This is a genomic window from Siphonobacter sp. BAB-5385 (genome assembly GCF_002261125.1).
Classification (GTDB): Bacteria; Bacteroidota; Bacteroidia; order Cytophagales; family Spirosomataceae; genus Siphonobacter.
This window is the reverse complement of record NZ_NMPS01000233.1, coordinates 1-17,181: the sequence shown is the minus strand read 5'-3', so window position 1 is coordinate 17,181 and position 17,181 is coordinate 1. Positions and strand designations below refer to the sequence as shown.

The window sequence follows — 17,181 nt, the reverse complement described above, 5'->3', positions numbered from 1 at the left end:
CTGCTGAAAAATGAATACGGTGTAAAGGAAAAAATAGCGGATATTGGTGTCGAATCCTGCTTTTTATCCGAAATCACTTTAGCGGAATTGCTATATGGCATTGAAAATAGTGCACCAACCAGGCGATTCCAAAACATGGAGCGGTTTGTAAATCTTCGGTTACTCTTCTCTGGTCGAGTTTTATCCATCAGCAATGCTCTGCATGAATATGCACGCCAGAAAGCCACATTGCGTCGAATTGGTAGGCCTGTTGGCGACCTAGACATACTTATTGGTGCTACCGCTATTTCTCATCAATTAACCTTGGTCACACGAAACGTTCGTGATTTTCAAAACTTGGAGGGCATCCAGATAGCAAACTGGATTGATAGCTGATGATGCGAGAGAATGAGAAGGAGCAGCATCCCATCAATGATTTAGAGGGCCGACCCAACCCGCAATGAACAGCGAAGACGCCAAAAAACTGTCCTTACCCGATCTTCTGGCCCGGCTCGGCCATTCCCCGGTGAAAGTCACCAAAGGCGGCTTAGAGCTGTGGTACCAATCGCCTTTCCGAGAAGAAACCACCGCTTCCTTTCACACCTCCTTTTTAGGCGGCAAATGGATTTGGAACGACTTCGCCGACCGTGGGGGTACAGTGGTCGATTTTGCGATGCGATACGCCAATGTGACGACGGTGCGGGAAGCCTTGGCTTTCTTAGATTGCCATCCCGTTTCAAGGGTAAAAGAGCAACGCCACCCGGAAAACACACCCGATCTTTTTTCTTTTCAACAGCAGCACCGCGAAGCGGTCGAAAATTTTTCCGCCGATCGTCAGTTGGAGCTGATTTCGGCCCACCCCATTACCAGCCCGGCAATCCTGTTTTATTTGACTCAGGAACGCTATATTCCGGCGGAATTAGCCAAGCAGTATCTGCTGGAAGTGCGATACCGGAATTTAGCCGTGGGGAAGCCCTTCTATGGCTTTGGCATGCTCAACGAATCCGGTGGTTATGAAGTGCGGGTGGCACTGCCCACGAGCAAATTTAAATCGGCGATCCTTGCCCGCGATATTTCCGTAGTGCCAGGCACGAATCCGATCCGCCAGTCGGTGTGCCTTTTTGAAGGCATGACGGATTTTCTTTCCTTGCTGGTGATGCAGGGCAAAAAGCAGTTGCCCGAGGATGCCATTATCATGCATTCGCTTTCCTCTCATGCCCGAACAGTGGCATATCTGAAAGCCCATCCCTACCCGGAAATCAAAACCTACCTGGACAACAACCCAGCAGGCCAAAAAGGCACGGAGCAGCTCAAAGCCGAGCTAGGCCCGGCCGTGGTATCCTACAGCGATACATTCGCCCCCCATGTCGATCTCAACGACGCTTTGCAGGCCATGCACCGCAAGCGAGGAAACCGAACGCTCTAGGCTTCTTTCATCACAATTCCTACGCTCCATTTGTCACGAAATCTTCGCATAAACTGCCCCGCATGCGATGGTATCATGCCCCCATGAGTAACCATATTCTCGCCTTCCCCATCACCCGCATTGACAGCTTCGAGAATCTGACGGAGCGTGAAGCGGTGTATCAGCTCCGGCTGGACGCAATCGATCTAATCAATCGGGTGAATGCGGGTCTATGTTTACCCAGTGAAACAAACCTTAAAGGGCTAAGAACCGTCAATCGACTGAGCAGAGAACATGGCTTTGAACCGTTGGTTTTTGATGAAAAAGCCTGCCTCAATGTGCAAAAAATGGGGTATCTTTCAGAAGAATAAACTTCTTCTGAAATGGCGAACAAACTTGATGATATTCTCAAGAACATGGCCCCTGAAAAGCGGGCGGAATTAGAAAATACCAGGGTTGAACTCAAGAACCAAAATGTGGCCTTAACGCCATCGAACTATGACCCGCAAGCTCCGCCGCGGCGAGCTTCGGAGATCGATACCAGTGAGCCAAAACTTAATCCCGGATTGGCCCCAAAGGAAACGCCCAATGCGGTGGATCGTGTCGTTGCATCAAGCCAACACACCACGGAACAGAATTCGCAGCGGAAAAAGGAGCAGGGATTAGAACGGTAGGGGTCAGATTGGCTCGTTCAGGCCTTTCTTTGGGGGGGCGGTGGGGTGGGTGCTTAATAGGCAAGATCGTGCCTCTATGGGCAAGAAATAAAAAAGCCCCTAACCTAATGTCAAGGGCTTCAGGAAGATTTTAGTTATGGGGTCATCCCCAATTCTTCTAATCTTTCGGCTCGTTTTAGGGTGTCGTGAAGTGTCTTGAGCTGCCAAGAGCCTATCTTATTTTGTGCCGTAGGGATCTTCCTACGATTCAGGACATCAATGATGTCCCTATAGGTGCTTACATGCTCTTCTTCTTTTAGCTCATCTACTTTCTTTTTCAGTTTTAAAGCAAATTCATTCGCTTTAGCAATCCGTGTTGCTAGACTTTTTCCTTTTGCTTCCTCTGAAATCTGCTTTTCTCGAACTTTTCCATCTTCAAGCCCTTTCTCGTACCCTTCATCATATCCTTTTTCATAGGTTTGACTAGAAGATATAGAAAAAGCTTCACTTAGCTCATAGCTTAGTTCTGGATTATCTTCGGTCAGAAAACGAAAGTTTGAATCATTGATTTTTTCTGAAATATCAATGCCATTAACGGGGATATTCAATTTGATGGCTTTTGCTACTTCGGAAAGGGATGGAAAAACTTCGTATTGGTACCCTTCTTCTTCGATCTTTCTCCGAAATTTTTCCAACTTCTCATTCTCATCAGGCATAACATCCACTTTCGCTCCAGATATTCGATCGTTTTCTTCAGGACTAGCCTCGCAGGTTAGCACCTCGTTTTCTTCTTCAAACATGCTAGTGATTATTTAGGTTATTTTACCGCAAATGGATACTCTTTTAACCCAAAACGTTAAAAGGGTAATAAAGTTTACATCTGTTACTGAATTTAACAAGAAAATGAAACTAAATTCTCTGAATACCAGGGAATTTAAGAAAAATACAGCTGTTAACTTTTATTATATAATACAACAAATATTTTCATTTTGGGGAACTATAAAAAATGATGCTAGTTATGTTGTTGTTGATCGGCAAAAGTTAACATAATAGTGAGTGTAGTAAGAAGGAGTAAAGTTAGTAATATGGTATCACCTATAATCGCTAATGCTCATGTCTACTTACGTAATTCCTCCGTTCACTTGGGAAGAGTTAAGGGCAAAAATTTATCGATTTACCAACGATTTATTCTTTGCCTTGGTTGCGGCCTATCTATATGAGTTTTTTAAACATATGTGAGATCAAGCCTGCCATCAGTGACCTTTCCCGTGAAGTATAAAGGCTCTCAAAATCTTGAGAGCCTTTATTATTACTACTAAATAAAGCTATCTCTATCTCTGAGCTATTGTGTTGCTAGTCTAAAGAACCTGTTTCGCTTTACGCTGGAAACTGACTTTGTACGGTCATTTTCTGAATCAATGGCTCATCGGAGGGAGGCAGGGGCATATTGGCTTTCGGGTCAAATTCCCGCAATTGTTTCACTGATTCTTTGAGCAAAGCCTGTTCAACTTTTTCCAGATGCCGGCCCGTGAGGACGATCATTTGGGCCGTGGTATAGATGGATAGCGTATCCGGCGGGGTATACTTCCAGCCAATCACATAGGCATAGCCAAAGCCATAAATGCGGCCTTCGCGGTCAATGGCCCGAAAACGGGGGTTCTTGCCTTTCCCCCGGTATTGTAGCAGGGCCTGGTAACTGCCCGTGTCTTCGTCGTCCTGGCCGCTGGCTTGGGTTGCGGGCTGAAGCAAGGTTGATTGGGGCTGCAATGCATCGAGTGGGTTTTTTCTATCGTTCATGCTCCCACGGTTTAAAATGGTCTGTAGCATTTTCTGGGTAGGCGTGTTCGGGGCCATACATCACTTCATAGTATTTATGGGCGAGATCATCCCGCACTTGGTCAACCACCCGGCTTGCATGGTAGCTGAGCTGGCTAAACAGGTGGTAGCTCTGCTGGGCCATTCCGGCCTGATAGAGATGCTCAGCTCTGCGACGGGCGGGGCCGATCGTAGTCGACTCACCCCGCTTTTCGATATGCCAGATTTGCACAGGCGTATTGCGGTCAGGCTGTTCTATTTTGGCACTGATGGTTTTTCGGCGTTCGGGTAATCGCTCGCGTTCGTGCACCAGCTCGAAGCGAATTTCCAAGCGGGCTTTTTCCGATGCCTCATTGAGCAACCGCTCGTAAGATAATCGCATGTCCTGGAGAAATTCCACACCATCGAGGCCCCCGTTTTTATAGCCAGTGAGCTTCTTGCCAAAGCCTTCGCCATCCACGGGCCGCAGAGTAAACATCACATGGGCGTGCGGGTTACGCTGTCCGTCGGAAGCCTCTGGGCTATGGATGGCATAATCCGCCACCAGGCCGCGACTAGTCACATTCTCCCGGATGAACCCCCGTACCACGTTGCGTTGCTCCTCGATGGTCAAGTTACGGGGCAGCACCAACAGGGCTTCTTTGGCGAGCTGGGCATCCTTTCTTTTTTCACCCGCTTCTACGCCATTCCAAAGCTTCTCCCGATCTCTCATCCATTCCGGTGCTCCATCGGGGGTGATAATCTCTGTATGCAGCACGTTGTGCTTTTGGGTGAAGTCGTGCGTTTTTTCGTAACGATCATCCTTTACTTTTTCCCCAGCTCGGTAGGCCGCACAGGCCACCGCCGAACGGTAGGTGACCGCGGAGCCGGAGCGATAGGCTGACGCACCCACGGCGTTACGGCCTTCACTGCGTGAAATGGCATTCATATGCAAATTGGCATGCATGGGCTGTAGCGCGGTTTAAGTGCGCGGTTTAAGTGCACGTATAGGAGTTGCTCCGCAACTCGGAAGCAGAACACATAGTTTATATTACTATTTATGGGTACAGAGGCTTAAAAGATGTCTATATTTTTTAATTAAATCAGATTAATTTCAATATTCGTTCATCAAAATTAATAGTATTTATAAATCAAAAAATCTAAATTTTTTAATTATGATACTTCGATTTGATTCTGTTGTTAATTCAAGAGAGACGCTTGAATCTGCTATTTCCGCAGTACTTCCTAGCGATTTAGTTCACCAAGCTTTTTCTGCTGTTACAGCTATCAACACGCCAGATAATCTAGAAGGAATTACTGGTGTAGTAGTAAGAATTAAAGAGATATTTATAATTGAAAATGGTCGTAAGGGACCATTTGGACAAAGAGCAGATATATATCCTATCGTTTTAGTAGCCAATGGGCAAAGTCAGAATCCAATAGAATTTTCATTACCTCACATGTTTCAAGGCATTAAAGATCGCGAAAAGCTTCCAATTTTGGATCCTGGAATTGCTATAACACGTACTTTCAACAGTGTACCTAATTTCTTAGATTTCCATGTGCTTGTAATGAGAAGCAAGGAGCGTCGAAGAGAGTTTGCTAAAGCTTTGAATGAAACATTAAATAGTGACGAAGGGAAATCAATAATAAATTCAGTAGGAACTCTAGTAACAGGTGCTACAGCAGGGGTTGTATTAAATATTTCTTCTGCTCTCCTACAAGTTTACTTGAAATTCTTAGGTGCTGAAGACGATGAGCAGCTTTTTTATGGGGTAGGTTCTTTTGAAAAAGAGCTGGATTCTCTTGGTATAGGTAAAGAGCATGTTTTTACGGATAAAAAGCATGCTCGTGTTACAATTGAAATATTAGGCTTGAGAGAATAATAACTAATTATAATGCTGATGCAGCTTACCCTGGATCAAGTGCTTTATCGCTTTAATGGAGAATACGCCTTTACAGTGCGTCAAGCCTGTGAAGGCGTACAAATTTTTGGCGGCATTGGCTCTGGGAAAACCTCTGGCAGCGGTGCTGCCTTGGCTCGTGCCTATCTCAAAGCTGGGTTTGGCGGTTTGGTGCTTTGTGCCAAGAAAGACGAATTAACTACCTGGGAAGGTTACGCCAAAGAGACTGGGCGAAAAGATAGTTTACTGGTGTTCGACGGGTCCGGGAACTGGGTCTTTCCTTTCTTGCATTATGAGACGACCCGCGAAGGCGAAGGATCTGGCTATACCGAAAATTTAGTGCGTTTATTCATGACCGTTTACGAGGCAATTAGTCGCCGGAACAGCAACGGAGGAAGCGATCCATACTGGGCTAGTGCCATGCAGCAGCTTATCAGGAATGCTGTTGATCTTTGTATGATTGCAACCGGCACCGTTTCAGTACCCATGATGTACCGTATTGTGCAATCAGCTCCGTTAAACCTGGAACAATTAAGCAATGGAGAATGGCAAGAAAAAAGTGAGTGCTTTCGACTTCTGCTTGCGTGCAACTTAAAAAAGAAAAGCGGGGAAATAGATCAGTGGCAAATCTTTGATTTTGATGCTTGTTCTAGTTATTGGCTGGAAGAATTTCCGGCCTTAAGCCCGAACACTCGTAGCGGTATCATCTCCATGTTTACCACGACTGCTGACTGCTTGATGCGGCGGCCATTTAGGCAGCTCTTCTGCGAAGTGCCCGAAAATGAGGACGCGATAGCTTATCCGGAGTTAAGTCAAGAAGGCATTGTTATTATTCTGAATATACCCGTTAAAGAATTTGGGGATGCTGGTAGGGCGGCTCAGCTCGTTTACAAATATATGTGGCAACAGGCGATAGAGAGGCGCGACATCAATCAATTCCCCAGACCTGTTTTTCTCTGGTGTGATGAAGCCCAGAATTTTATCACTGATTACGACATGCACTTTCAAGCCACGGCCCGTAGCTCACGGGCTTGTACAGTGTATCTTACCCAAAATCTCCCCAATTATTTCGCTGAATTAGGTAGCCGTGACCGGGTAAATAGTTTGGTAGGAAACCTACAAACAAAAATCTGGCACGCCAACAGTGATCCAGAAACCAACAATCATGCCTCAGAAGTCATCGGTCGGAGGTGGCAGATTCGACAAGGCATTTCTCAATCCGTTGGCGGGGAAACGCTAAATTTTGGGAACAGCCAGAGTGAATCGTTCGACTATGATTGCCCGCCGCAAGAGTTTTCTCGTTTATTAAAAGGTGGACCAGCTAACGAGAATATTGTCGAAGGTATTGTTTTTCAAAATGGGAGAGTATGGGCTAATAACCGTGATTTAAAAAATGCTCCTATCTTTCTACGAACAAGCTTCAAGCAATAACTACTCAGATCGCTTTCTTTTCCATTCAAGTAATTCAGAAATTTGAAAGATAAGGTGATTCGTTGTTCGCCTGGAATTGAGATTTTTATCATGAAAATAGAAAGCAATATGTTTGAACGGTGTCGCTATGTTGAGATTATTAAAATCTGCATTGATTGGAATAGAGAAGTGTCCAGGTATGTGTTCTATCAGCTCAGACTCTTCATCAGCATCTAAACGTGCTTTGGTATTGATAAGTATGGCCGATCCACTGGAAATATGGCCATCATATTCATGTTGAATGTATTCTCCTAGAAAAAGTTCTTTTTTCGTTTTATCACCATGTAATTCAATATTTAGCTTGATGTGACAATGCTCCTTAAGTGATTCAGAAAAAAGATTAATAGCTAGGGTTCGGCTAGTAGATGCGTCAAAATCGATAAACCCAAAGGTATCTTTATAACGTTCCTTTTGATTTCTCTTGATTTTAGAGACACTAATTTTTTGATCTACAGTTTGTTTAAACTCCATGACATTGTACACTAGTGTCCAAGAGTTGATAGAGTCAGCTGCGACGCGATGCCCTCTAAAACAAAACCACCAAGTACCTTCCATTAGGTGCTCGATTATATGTCTTAACTTTTTAGGAACACGTGTATTATGTTCAAGTGATGCTAGCTCTTCTTTCAAAGAGGCTTCAAAGTCATTTAATAATCGCTTAGCTTTGGTATCGTAATTGAGATAGGCCTGGGCTTTAAAGCCCAGATATTCAATCATTTTTGATAAACTCTGGTCTTGAAACTCAATTTCTGGATATTTTTTTGAGTCTAGGTATTTCGTATATAAATAACGAGGACTTTCAACTTCAAACAGTTCAATAACTCTGTGATCGTATTTGGCTGAATTATGAGCATCTATCTGGGTAGTCCATATTTTTGGGAACTTAATTGGATACTCTTTCCCATATTCTTCTATTGAATATTTTCTGAAAACTTTTCTGTAGAGTCTGTCGTATAATCCAGAATTTACTTTCATTCTCTTGAAGGAGAGTTTTTATCGTTATTAAGCTTTTCGATCCGTAGGCGCAACTTTCGTACCGAGCTTACAGCCCATTCGTTGCCACCCCGTGTTTTGATTCCCCGCCAATTTAATTCATCAGCGATTTCTGGATTAAATTCCTTCCCAGATCGGATTATTGCTTTAATGACTGGTTCCAGCTGTTTTGCCTGCCGGTCAGCCAGATCGGCACGCTTTCGCCAACCAGATTCAGATACCTTTCTAATTTCCGCAGAGCGACCAGCTTCATATGCAAACACCACAATATCGCGAATGAGATGATCTAATTCATCACCGTGGTCAGGCGGATCCCCTATCATTTCATGAATATGTTCTTGACCATGAACCGTAGCTAATTCGGCCTTAATTGCTCTGATTCTATCAATACAATGTAACGTCAATTGTGTCTCATGTGTAATAATAATAACTATTAAAGAAATATTTCAAAATTAAATTTTAAATATTGGTATAATATCAGAATATTTTTATTTGTACTATTCTAATACATATATCAATTATCAAGAAGTTTAATGTTTTGATAATCAGAGTAGTTAACTAGTTTTTATAAACTGTTCAGAACAATATAGTAAAGTAATAAATACTTCCTAAAAGTATCTAGTAATTCAATGCTATCCCAGAAATAATTTACGAAAAGATGTGAAGCTTAATTTCGGATCGTAGCAAGTACAAACTGGGTATTTGATTGACAACCAGTTTGTTTACAGAGTTACACTTTAGTGAATGCTAACGGATCCTGGGGCATTCATGGGAGCGTTCTATGGTTGTTGGATCTTAAAATGCAAGCATAATGGCACAGTGTAATTGTCAAACGTGTAGGGATAAGCGTGAGGGCGGTAGCGTTGCTCGTAGCGTCCTGTTTACAACGTTAGTCGGTGTAGGCACAGTCATGAGTGGGGGGACTCTCTTTGCAGTGATTAGTGCAATGGGCACAGCGGGACAGGTCTCCTATGGAGTTCAAAAGGTGTTCTCCAAAGATTAAAGCCGTCATTACCTGCGCGACAATTGTTGCGCAGGTTCTTAAAGCGATTTTTCAAACTAAATACTTACACAATGAATTCGAAAGCTCGTGACGTTACTGGAGGCAGAGAGGCGTGGGGTAGCTTCATTCCTGGATATTTCATGGTCAACTATTTTCTGCGTTGGTGCAGTGTGCCAGTTGAAACACTACTTCGCAGAGATTTTGGAGAACGTTATTACACAAAATCAAATTTTATTGCTGGATTGTTGGTACTCCTCTTTATCCAATTAATTGGCTATCTATTTAGCGTGTTTACCAGCTTCATTCCCTCCTTTGGAGGTGGGGGGGATTACACCGTACGCGTCGAAAGCCGGATGGGTAGCGTTACTAAATGGTATTTTATTATTGGCCTGCTTCATTTTGTCACTATTTGGGTTCGTAACATCATAGGTTCTGCAAAGCATAGCTATGCCAGCGGCAAAAGCTGGCTTTTGATTATAGGAAAGTTCTTCTTTAGGGTAGTCAATTTGGGACTGGAAAAAGCCTTGCTCTTTGTTGCTAAGTTTCTGCCGGATGAATACGCCAAACGCATCAAAGAGAGCTTTCCAATTTTGAGGGATTATGAAACCTTCACTGAAAGATTTATTGAACCCTTGACAGTTTTTATCTGTATGCTGATGGCATTCAGTATGGGGCAAACTGCTGTAGGATACTGGCTGATGCTTTCCTTCATGGCTTTAAACTTAGTGACAGGAGAGCGACATGAGGCAAGCCGAAATTTTATCTTGAATTTACGGGATCAAATGCTTGAGGGCGAAGCTTGGCGAAAGGCGATGCTGGGGCAACCCACTGATGAAGCTAAACAGATCAGCCAAACGCTTTATGAAACCATGAGGGAAGTAGAGAAAACTCCTGAGATATTAGAAACTATTCGCCAGGATCAACCTAGAGTTGCTAATGCAATTGCTGCTATCCGGGCAAGAAAAAACAAGAGAACTAACTCTTTGGACGACGGCGCGGCAGTAGACATGATTTAGGTAAATATCACAAAATCCTTAAGCTAAACCTTTCTCTCGTATGAAAAATTTCCCTATTGCCCTCCTGGGTCTGATGATCTCACTCTCTTTCTTTACCTGCCAATCTATCCCTAATATAATAGAATCTAAGTCTATCGCCGATTCTATTGCCCTTCGCAAACAATGGCTCGTTGGCAAGTGGAAATATGATTTAGAGGCAATGGATAAAGAGGCTAATAGAGTAACGGATCAGATTTTGAACTACTCAAAAAGCAAAAACAAGCGTTTCAAGCCAAACTTTGAAATCCGAGAACAGCTTTTGCAGATTTTAATAAAGGGCGGGCATAGACATGCAACTACCTTTAAAGAAATCGAATTTACCAAAGACAATAAAGTAAATGTCCATAGTGAGGGTAATAAACGCCAGGGAACGGTAGATCTTCAATATTCTTCCCATATGGACACGCTTTTTTACTTGGCCCAAAAGATACTCGGCAACAGGCGGGCATTTTCGGGCCAGTACGCATTTACAGCGATTCTATCCTTCAAATGGAAAAGCTTCATTCCCCTTTGCTTCGGATACTTTTTTTCTTTTCAAGCATAAGCTAATCCGGCCCTAATTCCCTACCGCATGAAATCAATAGTTGTCTTGGCACTGCTTGCATTGCTCCGCTGTGGAGCCAGTCAGACTTGATAAATATTTATGTGCAATTTATTGCAAGTCAATAGTTTGTGTGGATAGATATTCCTTTTGTATATTAGAATACAATATTTAACCCTATCCTTATTCCTTATGAAAAAGATACTTTTTACTCTAGTGGCTGTATGCTCTCTATTTCTTATTATGTCTTCTTGTAAGCCTACTGCTGACCCCGTAGCGACGGAAGTTATTAATGATCCAAACGCAGAAGACTACAACGAAGAAAGCTTGAGTGATGAAAAAGCTGAGCGAATCGACGAGTTAGATTCTCCAGTTCTTGATTTTGATAACATTATTCTGCCTAACGGGATGACTCTCAAAGAATTTAAAGAGAAATACCCAAACTTGATAAATGGTCGGATAAAAGGTGATGAAACTCTTAATGGTCCACAATTAAGAAAAAACTCTATTATTTCTAATATGCTAATTGAAGCCCAGAGGTTAATGAATAGAGGTGCTTTTATAAAGCAAGAAAAAGAGGGAGGTGCGAGCGATTGTAAGTACTGTCCTGCACAACCAAATGGGCTGGCATACGCTTATGGGAACAAAGACTATTCTGTTCGTAAAAATCCGAAAGGTTACGCTTTTGAAGAAGTATTTGGACTTGATTGCTCGGGGTTTGTCTATAATGCAGTTAAAAAAGGAATAAAGAATTTTACGGCAGAGAATACAACCGAACAAAAGCTTACGTCAAAGTGGAATGAAGCTTTAAAGGTTGAAAAAGAAAACAAAAAGCTGTTTGTTAAAGACCTAGGGCCACTAACGGAACTCAATCTCAAAGCAGGTGATATTGTCTACTGGAACGGACATATCGCTTTAGTAGGTGTTGGGGGAACTAACGCAATTCTTTTTCAATCCAATGGTACTAGTGCAGGATCATGCGGTGATCCTAACAAAAGCAAAGAGTCGCTTAAATGTGTGAAAAATGCACAGGAAAAAAATCGCGGTCCTAAAAGGGGACCACGTGCATTATCTTTTAAAGAAGCTATTACGCCGGATTACTTTGGACCTCAATATAGGGTAATTCGAATTCTTACCGACATATCTGGTGAGTGGCAATTACTAGGTCGGTGTACTCAGCAATCTTCAGATGCAATCGATATGAGAATCACGATCCATCCTGAAAAAGATGATGAAGTCCTGCAAACTAAGAGAAAAGTTTCAGCTCAAGGGAAGGCCACTGATTATAATGGCACAACTCTGATAATACTTACCCTTGAAGGTGAGTATAATAAAGAAACAAATATCTTAAAAGCCAATATCACGTTAACTGCCGACGGAGAGCCTGACGAAACTAGAATTGATGGTTTTGAAAGACCGTTGAATGTAGATGATACAGGGTATTTCCCAGCAACTTCAATTTTATCAAACGGTGCTTGTGGTATCTCTTGGAGATTGATCAACAAAAGTTCCGACAATAATACCGGAGGCCGTAAGCCTCACAATAAAGTTCTCAATCGTAGCTTATTTAAGCTCAGTATATAATAAACTTCTTGATTGCTTTAATTCACTAGAGCAATCAGAATATTGTACTCGCAACCATCGCCGGGATAGGTGAATCAAAAAGCGACATAAGCTCTTTCAATATGACGTTCTGAAAAAGGTAGAAATATATTTGTCGCCACAGCTTTGGGATTAGGCATTGCGAACTTAATGTCGATCCAGAATGACGAAGAAGTAGGAAATACTCCCCATACGTCTATTCTGGATACATCACTAAGCAAAGGGCTAAAGCCATCGCCCTGGTATTGTTTCCCATCCATTGTAAATGATGTGAAACCATCAGCATCTGTTGAAGAATTGTCATCAGGATCTGAATCATTGTTTTTCTTGCAGCCTGTAGCTACTACGAGCAACGCCATGAGGGCATGCAACAAAATATTTTGCATGGATAAGTAGTCTAATGTGAACGGTGGTTCATATTAGACTAAACTCGGAAATGACCCATCATGGATAATGCCCAACAAGAGCTAGAATCGATCAGCCAACAGGTGGCTGGTACGACCGAAGAAAGCCTCATTCAACGCTTGAACCAATGGCCAGGCCAGGCGTTTGTGCTCAAGCAAAAGGCTTCGGGAGCTGAACGCAGTGCGTCGGTGCTAGGGCAAGCCAAACGTGCCTTGGAATATTTTCCGGCAATCCATCAAATGCTGGTGAGATTGCGTACCTCCCCTACTCAGCCATGCTTGATGAAAGAGCTAAAGCTCATTCACCTAGGATTAGATGAAACGGTTCGTTCAACCGTCCCGTTCAACCTCCTTCACCATTCTGATGTGACTCTCGGCGACCAGCTAGAGATGACAATACTCATTTGGGTTTGATTGCAGTTTTATGAAAACAGCCATTGCATATTATCGCGTATCTACAGATCGCCAGGGTCTGAGCGGGCTAGGATTAGAAGCCCAGGCCAACGCCGTGAGCGAATTTGTGCACCGGGAAGGATACCAGCTTATTACTTCCTTCACCGAGATTGAGAGCGGGAAGAAAAACAAGCGGCCGCAGTTGCAAACCGCACTCGAACAGTGCCGAAAAGAAAAAGCGACCCTAGTGATCGCCAAGCTCGATCGATTAGGCCGGAATATGGCTTTCATCGCGAATCTGATGGAAAGCAACGTTGATTTTAAAGCGGTAGACAACCCGCATGCCAATCGTCTGATGTTACACCTTCTGGCCGCTTTTGCGGAGCATGAGCGGGAGCAAATCAGTAGGCGAACGAAAGAGGCGTTGCGTGCTGCGGCACGGCGAGGGGTAAAGCTGGGGGTGATGGGGCAAGCACGAGGAAGAGAAAATGCTCAGAAAGCCAGAGAATTTGCTAAACAGATGCAGCCCATCATCAGAGAGCTTCGAGAAGCTGGGTTTATAACCGTGGATGCATTGCGGGATGAATTGAATCGACGACAAATACCTACCTCCCGCCCCGGTAGCCGCTGGCATCATTGCTCAGTGCATGCACTGTTGAAAAGGATCACTAAATAAAGTGTTAAAAGCCTGTCCTTTTAGAATGTTGTGTATATATTTGGTATATATATAAGCATTTTTTATATATATACAAATATATGCAATACATATATATTATATATGTATTGCATATGTGCTGTATAATTCAATAGCCTGATAAACAAATAATAAAAAGAGGAAGATCAAATGATTATTACAACGGGTGGTATCAAGGGCGGATGTGGCAAGACAACATTAGCGACAAATATTGCAGTGCATTTATCCAATCTTGGACGGGATGTGTTGTTTGTCGATGCAGATGAACAAGGGTCTGCTTATCAGTTCAACACACAGCGTGAAGAAGCAAAATCCGGTGCGACTGGCTACACAATGGTTAGGCAAGTGGACAAAGATGTTCGCACCGAGATTTTAAAGCTGGCCCCAAAATTTGATGATGTGGTCATCGACACCGGTGGGCGTGATACTTCCAGCCAACGGGCCGCACTCACAGTAACGGATATTTACCTTGTTCCTTTTTTTCCTCGGTCTGCGGATGTCTGGACATTGGGGGATGTAGAAAAATTGGTGTCGGATATGCAAATAGTAAACTCTAAACTGCGGGCATTTTCTGTCATCAATCGAGCCGATCCAAAGAGTCAAGACAATCGCGATGCAGCCGACATTTTGAAAGAGTCGCAGATCATTACGTTTCTGGATACTCCTATCATCAACCGAAAAGCCTTTGCAAATGCGTTGGGTTATGGCCTTGGAGTAACTGAACTAAAGCCGGAGGATGAGAAAGCTAAAAGCGAATTTCTTGCCCTTTATAATCAGATATTTAAAAGCCATTTAGAAAAAGAAAAAGTGGCTAGATAGATATATGTAATATATGTCACATATATCTATAATATATGTAATCATTTCCCCAAATAATTTGTGATTGTAACATGGGTATTACGCGAAAAGTTACCAAAGACATAACGGCACCGTTGTCGGTATCTGATGAAAAAAAGATTGAAGCCCTGATCCAGAAAGGCGGCTCCGTTACTCAATCCAATCGAAAGCAAGCGGATGAAAATGATTTTCATTCCGTTTTATTGAAGATGCCTAAAAACATGGTGAGCGACATAGAAGATGAATTGAAGAAGCTTCCATCCTATTATGCGAAGCATCGCACCACATACATTTTACAGGCCATTGAAGAAAAAATTCAACGCGATCGGAAAAAGAGAAAATGAGCAAGGATAGCGACAACGAAAAGAAGCTATCCCGATATGCCGAAAGCCGTATGCGGCTAGTAATGGATAGCTTCAACACGCCGAGAGATGAGCGTGAACATCTGTATATGCCTGTTGCATTGGCACATGTATTCTTTCCCCGACGTGATGTAAAACTTGCTCCAGCCAAAAGTTGGAAACACTCTAGCGGAGATTTCTCTCTCCGAATTAAGCAAGTTTCTGTTGAGAATCCGCGTACAGGAGAAGAAGAATTCTTAGGAGTACCTTTTGGCACTCAAGCAAGGCTACTGCTAGGGGTTATTAACAAAATGGCCCTACAACAAGGTAGTAATAAAATTGATATTGAGGCTGATTCCCTTACAAAGTTTCTAGAGAAAATTAAATTAACCGATGGTGGAAATCAGATAAAACAAGCAAGAAATCAAATAGCCAGACTGGCGTCTTCCATCATTAGTGTAAGCTATCGACAGTCAGATGGAAGCAGTCTTCAAGCCAATATGCCAATTGTGAAAGGGTTTGATCTCTTTCCTCAATCCCAGCCAGAACAAATGTTGCTCTGGAACAGGCATATTCATCTAAGTTTAGATTACTGGGACGAGCTGCAAAAACATCCTTTTCCTGTGGCTCTAGAGCATATGCTCATTCTTAAAGGCAACGTGCGAGCGATCGACTTTTATACTTTCCTTTCCTACCGCCTTCATAGCCTGAAAAAACCATTGTTCTTGAATTGGACAATTATGAAAGAGATTTTCGGCAACGATATTGCTCGAATGGACCACTTCAAAGAAAAAATGCGGAATGCTGCATTGCTTGTAAAGGTAGCCTATCCAGATGCAAAATTTTCATATGATTCTAACGGTTGGACATTTGAAAACAGCCCTACTCCAATCCCCAAAAAAGGTGTTTTGATCTTACCGTAACTTCGTGGGAGTTAGCCGAATTTCGATGTGGATAAACTCTGAGTGAGAAGCAATTATAGATAGTTATCCACCGTAACTTCGTGGGAGAAGGTGTTAGTTATCCACCGTAACTTCGTGGGATTTTTACCGTAACTTCGTGGGACAAACTATTATATATCTATTATCTTAAAAAATTCCTATTAGTAGACCCCGAAAATTTGTGAATAAAACGGAGTTCCCTGTGCTCTCAAAAATTTTCCTTTTGCTGTTGAAAAGAAAAAGAGGGACCCGGCGGTGGGTCGAGTTCGTTTTTATCCACGTGCAGTTTGTTTCACTTGGACCAATACCCACCGTAACTTGGTAGGAGTTTGCCGGGAACAGAACACGCAGCGGAAAAGGTGGCAGGGATTTAAACGGTAGGGGGTCAAAATGGCCCGTCAGTGACCTTCCTGCGGGGTGGCTGGTAGGGGTGGTGCTAGAAAAGAAAGATCGTGCCTCTATGGGCCTTAAAATCTCCCACTATCCGTGCGCAATCGGTAAAATCGAAGAGATGGGCAATAAGGGTTTTAGACTTTCACAGGCTCAGGCCCCGGTAGTTCCCAAACTTTTCCGCTGAAAAGGCGGAGAGCCGAAGCAGCAAATATGCTTCCAAGCAGCGGATTTGGCTACGTGAACTTTGTAGGAAAATACCTATAAAAACATTGATTATCAGATACTTATAAAGTTATCCACGTGCAGTTTGGCTAACTTGGCCCAATACCCACCGTAACTTGGTAGGATTTCTACCAGCTAACTTGGTGATGATTTGACGTCTTCCTTTGGAAATTGTATCTTTGAACAAAAGGATGCATGCTCTGCAACAGATAGACGTGGAGCAGCTTTAGACAAGAAAGGGGGACCGCTATGACACACACGATCACTATCGAAACACAAAGCGATCATGATTTTGCCTTGTTCAAAGGGTTAGCCCAACGATTGGGGCTTTATACCCGTGAAAGTCATGGGGAAAGTCTGAGTAAATCGGAAACCCTTACCCTATTGGACCGCGTGGCGGGCAGTTGGGAAGGGGATGAAACGGGGGATGAATTAAACGCGATGATTCGTAGATCTCGTTACGATAACCCGCGAGATATAGAACTATGAGTTTGTTTTTGTTGGATACAAATATTTGCGTTCACCTGCTGAAAAATGAATACGGTGTAAAGGAAAAA

The 17,181-nt window shown here is 43.1% G+C and carries 21 protein-coding genes; 15 read left to right on the top strand and 6 right to left on the bottom strand.

Features of this window, described 5'->3' with window-relative positions; genetic code table 11:
* The 4 genes from BWI93_RS25040 to BWI93_RS25025 all read left to right on the top strand — a co-directional run.
* Window positions 1–375: PIN domain-containing protein (locus BWI93_RS25040; protein WP_369679219.1), on the top strand; the 375-nt coding region annotated here is incomplete at its 5' end.
* A 64-nt stretch (window positions 376–439) separates the two neighbouring features.
* On the top strand, window positions 440–1,405 hold the full coding sequence (locus tag BWI93_RS25035; RefSeq protein ID WP_094816516.1) for a toprim domain-containing protein: 966 nt from the start codon (window positions 440–442) through the stop codon (window positions 1,403–1,405).
* 62 nt (window positions 1,406–1,467) lie between these two features.
* The gene (locus tag BWI93_RS25030) at window positions 1,468–1,755 is read left to right on the top strand and encodes a hypothetical protein (RefSeq protein WP_141217593.1); all 288 of its coding nucleotides are present in this window, start codon (window positions 1,468–1,470) and stop codon (window positions 1,753–1,755) included.
* A gap of 12 nt (window positions 1,756–1,767) precedes the next feature.
* On the top strand, window positions 1,768–2,058 hold the full coding sequence (locus BWI93_RS25025; RefSeq protein ID WP_094816512.1) for a hypothetical protein: 291 nt from the start codon (window positions 1,768–1,770) through the stop codon (window positions 2,056–2,058).
* 134 nt (window positions 2,059–2,192) lie between these two features.
* Here the strand turns inward: BWI93_RS25025 and BWI93_RS25020 are convergent, their stop codons facing one another.
* The 3 genes from BWI93_RS25020 to BWI93_RS25005 form a co-directional block, all read right to left on the bottom strand.
* Complete coding sequence (locus tag BWI93_RS25020; protein ID WP_094816510.1) at window positions 2,193–2,837, bottom strand: hypothetical protein; 645 nt, start codon at window positions 2,835–2,837, stop codon at window positions 2,193–2,195.
* Window positions 2,838–3,414: 577 nt separating this feature from the next.
* On the bottom strand, window positions 3,415–3,834 hold the full coding sequence (locus BWI93_RS25010; protein ID WP_094816506.1) for a hypothetical protein: 420 nt from the start codon (window positions 3,832–3,834) through the stop codon (window positions 3,415–3,417).
* Window positions 3,824–4,693, bottom strand: a complete 870-nt coding sequence (locus BWI93_RS25005; RefSeq protein ID WP_176454330.1) for a MobA/MobL family protein — start codon at window positions 4,691–4,693, stop codon at window positions 3,824–3,826. Before BWI93_RS25005 ends, BWI93_RS25010 begins: the two co-directional genes overlap by 11 nt.
* Before the next feature lie 313 nt (window positions 4,694–5,006).
* Here BWI93_RS25005 and BWI93_RS25000 point away from each other — a divergent pair, with 313 nt between their 5' ends.
* Together BWI93_RS25000 and BWI93_RS24995 are read left to right on the top strand one after the other, a co-directional pair.
* Window positions 5,007–5,717 (top strand): hypothetical protein, encoded by a 711-nt coding sequence (locus BWI93_RS25000; RefSeq protein ID WP_094816502.1) that lies wholly within the window; start codon window positions 5,007–5,009, stop codon window positions 5,715–5,717.
* A gap of 18 nt (window positions 5,718–5,735) precedes the next feature.
* Window positions 5,736–7,166, top strand: a complete 1,431-nt coding sequence (locus tag BWI93_RS24995) for a type IV secretory system conjugative DNA transfer family protein (protein WP_176454329.1) — start codon at window positions 5,736–5,738, stop codon at window positions 7,164–7,166.
* Here BWI93_RS24995 and BWI93_RS24990 read toward each other — a convergent pair whose 3' ends face one another.
* Together BWI93_RS24990 and BWI93_RS24985 are read right to left on the bottom strand one after the other, a co-directional pair.
* On the bottom strand, window positions 7,167–8,180 hold the full coding sequence (locus BWI93_RS24990; protein WP_094816498.1) for a hypothetical protein: 1,014 nt from the start codon (window positions 8,178–8,180) through the stop codon (window positions 7,167–7,169).
* Window positions 8,177–8,602 (bottom strand): hypothetical protein, encoded by a 426-nt coding sequence (locus BWI93_RS24985; RefSeq protein WP_094816496.1) that lies wholly within the window; start codon window positions 8,600–8,602, stop codon window positions 8,177–8,179. Before BWI93_RS24985 ends, BWI93_RS24990 begins: the two co-directional genes overlap by 4 nt.
* 670 nt (window positions 8,603–9,272) lie before the next feature.
* Here BWI93_RS24985 and BWI93_RS24980 point away from each other — a divergent pair.
* The 3 genes from BWI93_RS24980 (at window position 9,273) to BWI93_RS24970 (ending at window position 12,381) form a co-directional block, all read left to right on the top strand.
* The gene (locus BWI93_RS24980; protein ID WP_094816494.1) at window positions 9,273–10,217 is read left to right on the top strand and encodes a hypothetical protein; all 945 of its coding nucleotides are present in this window, start codon (window positions 9,273–9,275) and stop codon (window positions 10,215–10,217) included.
* A 40-nt stretch (window positions 10,218–10,257) separates the two neighbouring features.
* Window positions 10,258–10,800: a hypothetical protein gene (locus BWI93_RS24975; protein ID WP_094816492.1), complete on the top strand. Its 543-nt coding sequence runs from the start codon at window positions 10,258–10,260 to the stop codon at window positions 10,798–10,800.
* A 189-nt stretch (window positions 10,801–10,989) separates the two neighbouring features.
* Complete coding sequence (locus tag BWI93_RS24970) at window positions 10,990–12,381, top strand: hypothetical protein (protein WP_094816490.1); 1,392 nt, start codon at window positions 10,990–10,992, stop codon at window positions 12,379–12,381.
* A 74-nt stretch (window positions 12,382–12,455) separates the two neighbouring features.
* Here BWI93_RS24970 and BWI93_RS24965 read toward each other — a convergent pair whose 3' ends face one another.
* Window positions 12,456–12,785 carry a hypothetical protein gene (locus BWI93_RS24965; protein ID WP_094816488.1) on the bottom strand — a complete coding sequence of 110 codons (330 nt, stop codon included), beginning with the start codon at window positions 12,783–12,785 and terminating at the stop codon, window positions 12,456–12,458.
* Between the two features lie 60 nt (window positions 12,786–12,845).
* Here BWI93_RS24965 and BWI93_RS24960 point away from each other — a divergent pair, with 60 nt between their 5' ends.
* The 6 genes from BWI93_RS24960 to BWI93_RS24935 all read left to right on the top strand — a co-directional run bounded on the left by BWI93_RS24960 (window position 12,846) and on the right by BWI93_RS24935 (window position 17,113).
* Window positions 12,846–13,217 (top strand): hypothetical protein, encoded by a 372-nt coding sequence (locus BWI93_RS24960; RefSeq protein WP_094816486.1) that lies wholly within the window; start codon window positions 12,846–12,848, stop codon window positions 13,215–13,217.
* Between the two features lie 10 nt (window positions 13,218–13,227).
* Entirely contained in the window at window positions 13,228–13,872 is a 645-nt protein-coding gene (locus tag BWI93_RS24955) for a recombinase family protein (RefSeq protein WP_094816484.1), read from the top strand.
* 168 nt (window positions 13,873–14,040) lie between these two features.
* Entirely contained in the window at window positions 14,041–14,709 is a 669-nt protein-coding gene (locus BWI93_RS24950; RefSeq protein ID WP_094816482.1) for an AAA family ATPase, read from the top strand.
* 71 nt (window positions 14,710–14,780) lie between these two features.
* A complete protein-coding gene (locus BWI93_RS24945) occupies window positions 14,781–15,071 on the top strand; it encodes a hypothetical protein (protein ID WP_094816480.1) in 291 nt (96 codons plus the stop codon).
* Entirely contained in the window at window positions 15,068–15,991 is a 924-nt protein-coding gene (locus BWI93_RS24940; protein WP_094816478.1) for a replication protein RepA, read from the top strand. Before BWI93_RS24945 ends, BWI93_RS24940 begins: the two co-directional genes overlap by 4 nt.
* 882 nt (window positions 15,992–16,873) lie before the next feature.
* Window positions 16,874–17,113, top strand: a complete 240-nt coding sequence (locus BWI93_RS24935) for a hypothetical protein (protein ID WP_094816476.1) — start codon at window positions 16,874–16,876, stop codon at window positions 17,111–17,113.
* Window positions 17,114–17,181 lie beyond the last annotated feature (68 nt).

Bases quoted from the DNA above. Each gene is read 5' to 3' on its own strand.
- BWI93_RS25035 (WP_094816516.1), top strand. From the start codon at position 440: ATGAACAGCGAAGACGCCAAAAAACTGTCCTTACCCGATCTTCTGGCC.
- BWI93_RS25030 (WP_141217593.1), top strand. From the start codon at position 1,468: ATGCGATGGTATCATGCCCCCATGAGTAACCATATTCTCGCCTTCCCC.
- BWI93_RS25025 (WP_094816512.1), top strand. From the start codon at position 1,768: ATGGCGAACAAACTTGATGATATTCTCAAGAACATGGCCCCTGAAAAG.
- BWI93_RS25020 (WP_094816510.1), bottom strand. From the start codon at position 2,837: ATGTTTGAAGAAGAAAACGAGGTGCTAACCTGCGAGGCTAGTCCTGAA.
- BWI93_RS25010 (WP_094816506.1), bottom strand. From the start codon at position 3,834: ATGAACGATAGAAAAAACCCACTCGATGCATTGCAGCCCCAATCAACC.
- BWI93_RS25000 (WP_094816502.1), top strand. From the start codon at position 5,007: ATGATACTTCGATTTGATTCTGTTGTTAATTCAAGAGAGACGCTTGAA.
- BWI93_RS24995 (WP_176454329.1), top strand. From the start codon at position 5,736: ATGCAGCTTACCCTGGATCAAGTGCTTTATCGCTTTAATGGAGAATAC.
- BWI93_RS24990 (WP_094816498.1), bottom strand. From the start codon at position 8,180: ATGAAAGTAAATTCTGGATTATACGACAGACTCTACAGAAAAGTTTTC.
- BWI93_RS24980 (WP_094816494.1), top strand. From the start codon at position 9,273: ATGAATTCGAAAGCTCGTGACGTTACTGGAGGCAGAGAGGCGTGGGGT.
- BWI93_RS24975 (WP_094816492.1), top strand. From the start codon at position 10,258: ATGAAAAATTTCCCTATTGCCCTCCTGGGTCTGATGATCTCACTCTCT.
- BWI93_RS24970 (WP_094816490.1), top strand. From the start codon at position 10,990: ATGAAAAAGATACTTTTTACTCTAGTGGCTGTATGCTCTCTATTTCTT.
- BWI93_RS24965 (WP_094816488.1), bottom strand. From the start codon at position 12,785: ATGCAAAATATTTTGTTGCATGCCCTCATGGCGTTGCTCGTAGTAGCT.
- BWI93_RS24960 (WP_094816486.1), top strand. From the start codon at position 12,846: ATGGATAATGCCCAACAAGAGCTAGAATCGATCAGCCAACAGGTGGCT.
- BWI93_RS24955 (WP_094816484.1), top strand. From the start codon at position 13,228: ATGAAAACAGCCATTGCATATTATCGCGTATCTACAGATCGCCAGGGT.
- BWI93_RS24950 (WP_094816482.1), top strand. From the start codon at position 14,041: ATGATTATTACAACGGGTGGTATCAAGGGCGGATGTGGCAAGACAACA.
- BWI93_RS24945 (WP_094816480.1), top strand. From the start codon at position 14,781: ATGGGTATTACGCGAAAAGTTACCAAAGACATAACGGCACCGTTGTCG.
- BWI93_RS24940 (WP_094816478.1), top strand. From the start codon at position 15,068: ATGAGCAAGGATAGCGACAACGAAAAGAAGCTATCCCGATATGCCGAA.
- BWI93_RS24935 (WP_094816476.1), top strand. From the start codon at position 16,874: ATGACACACACGATCACTATCGAAACACAAAGCGATCATGATTTTGCC.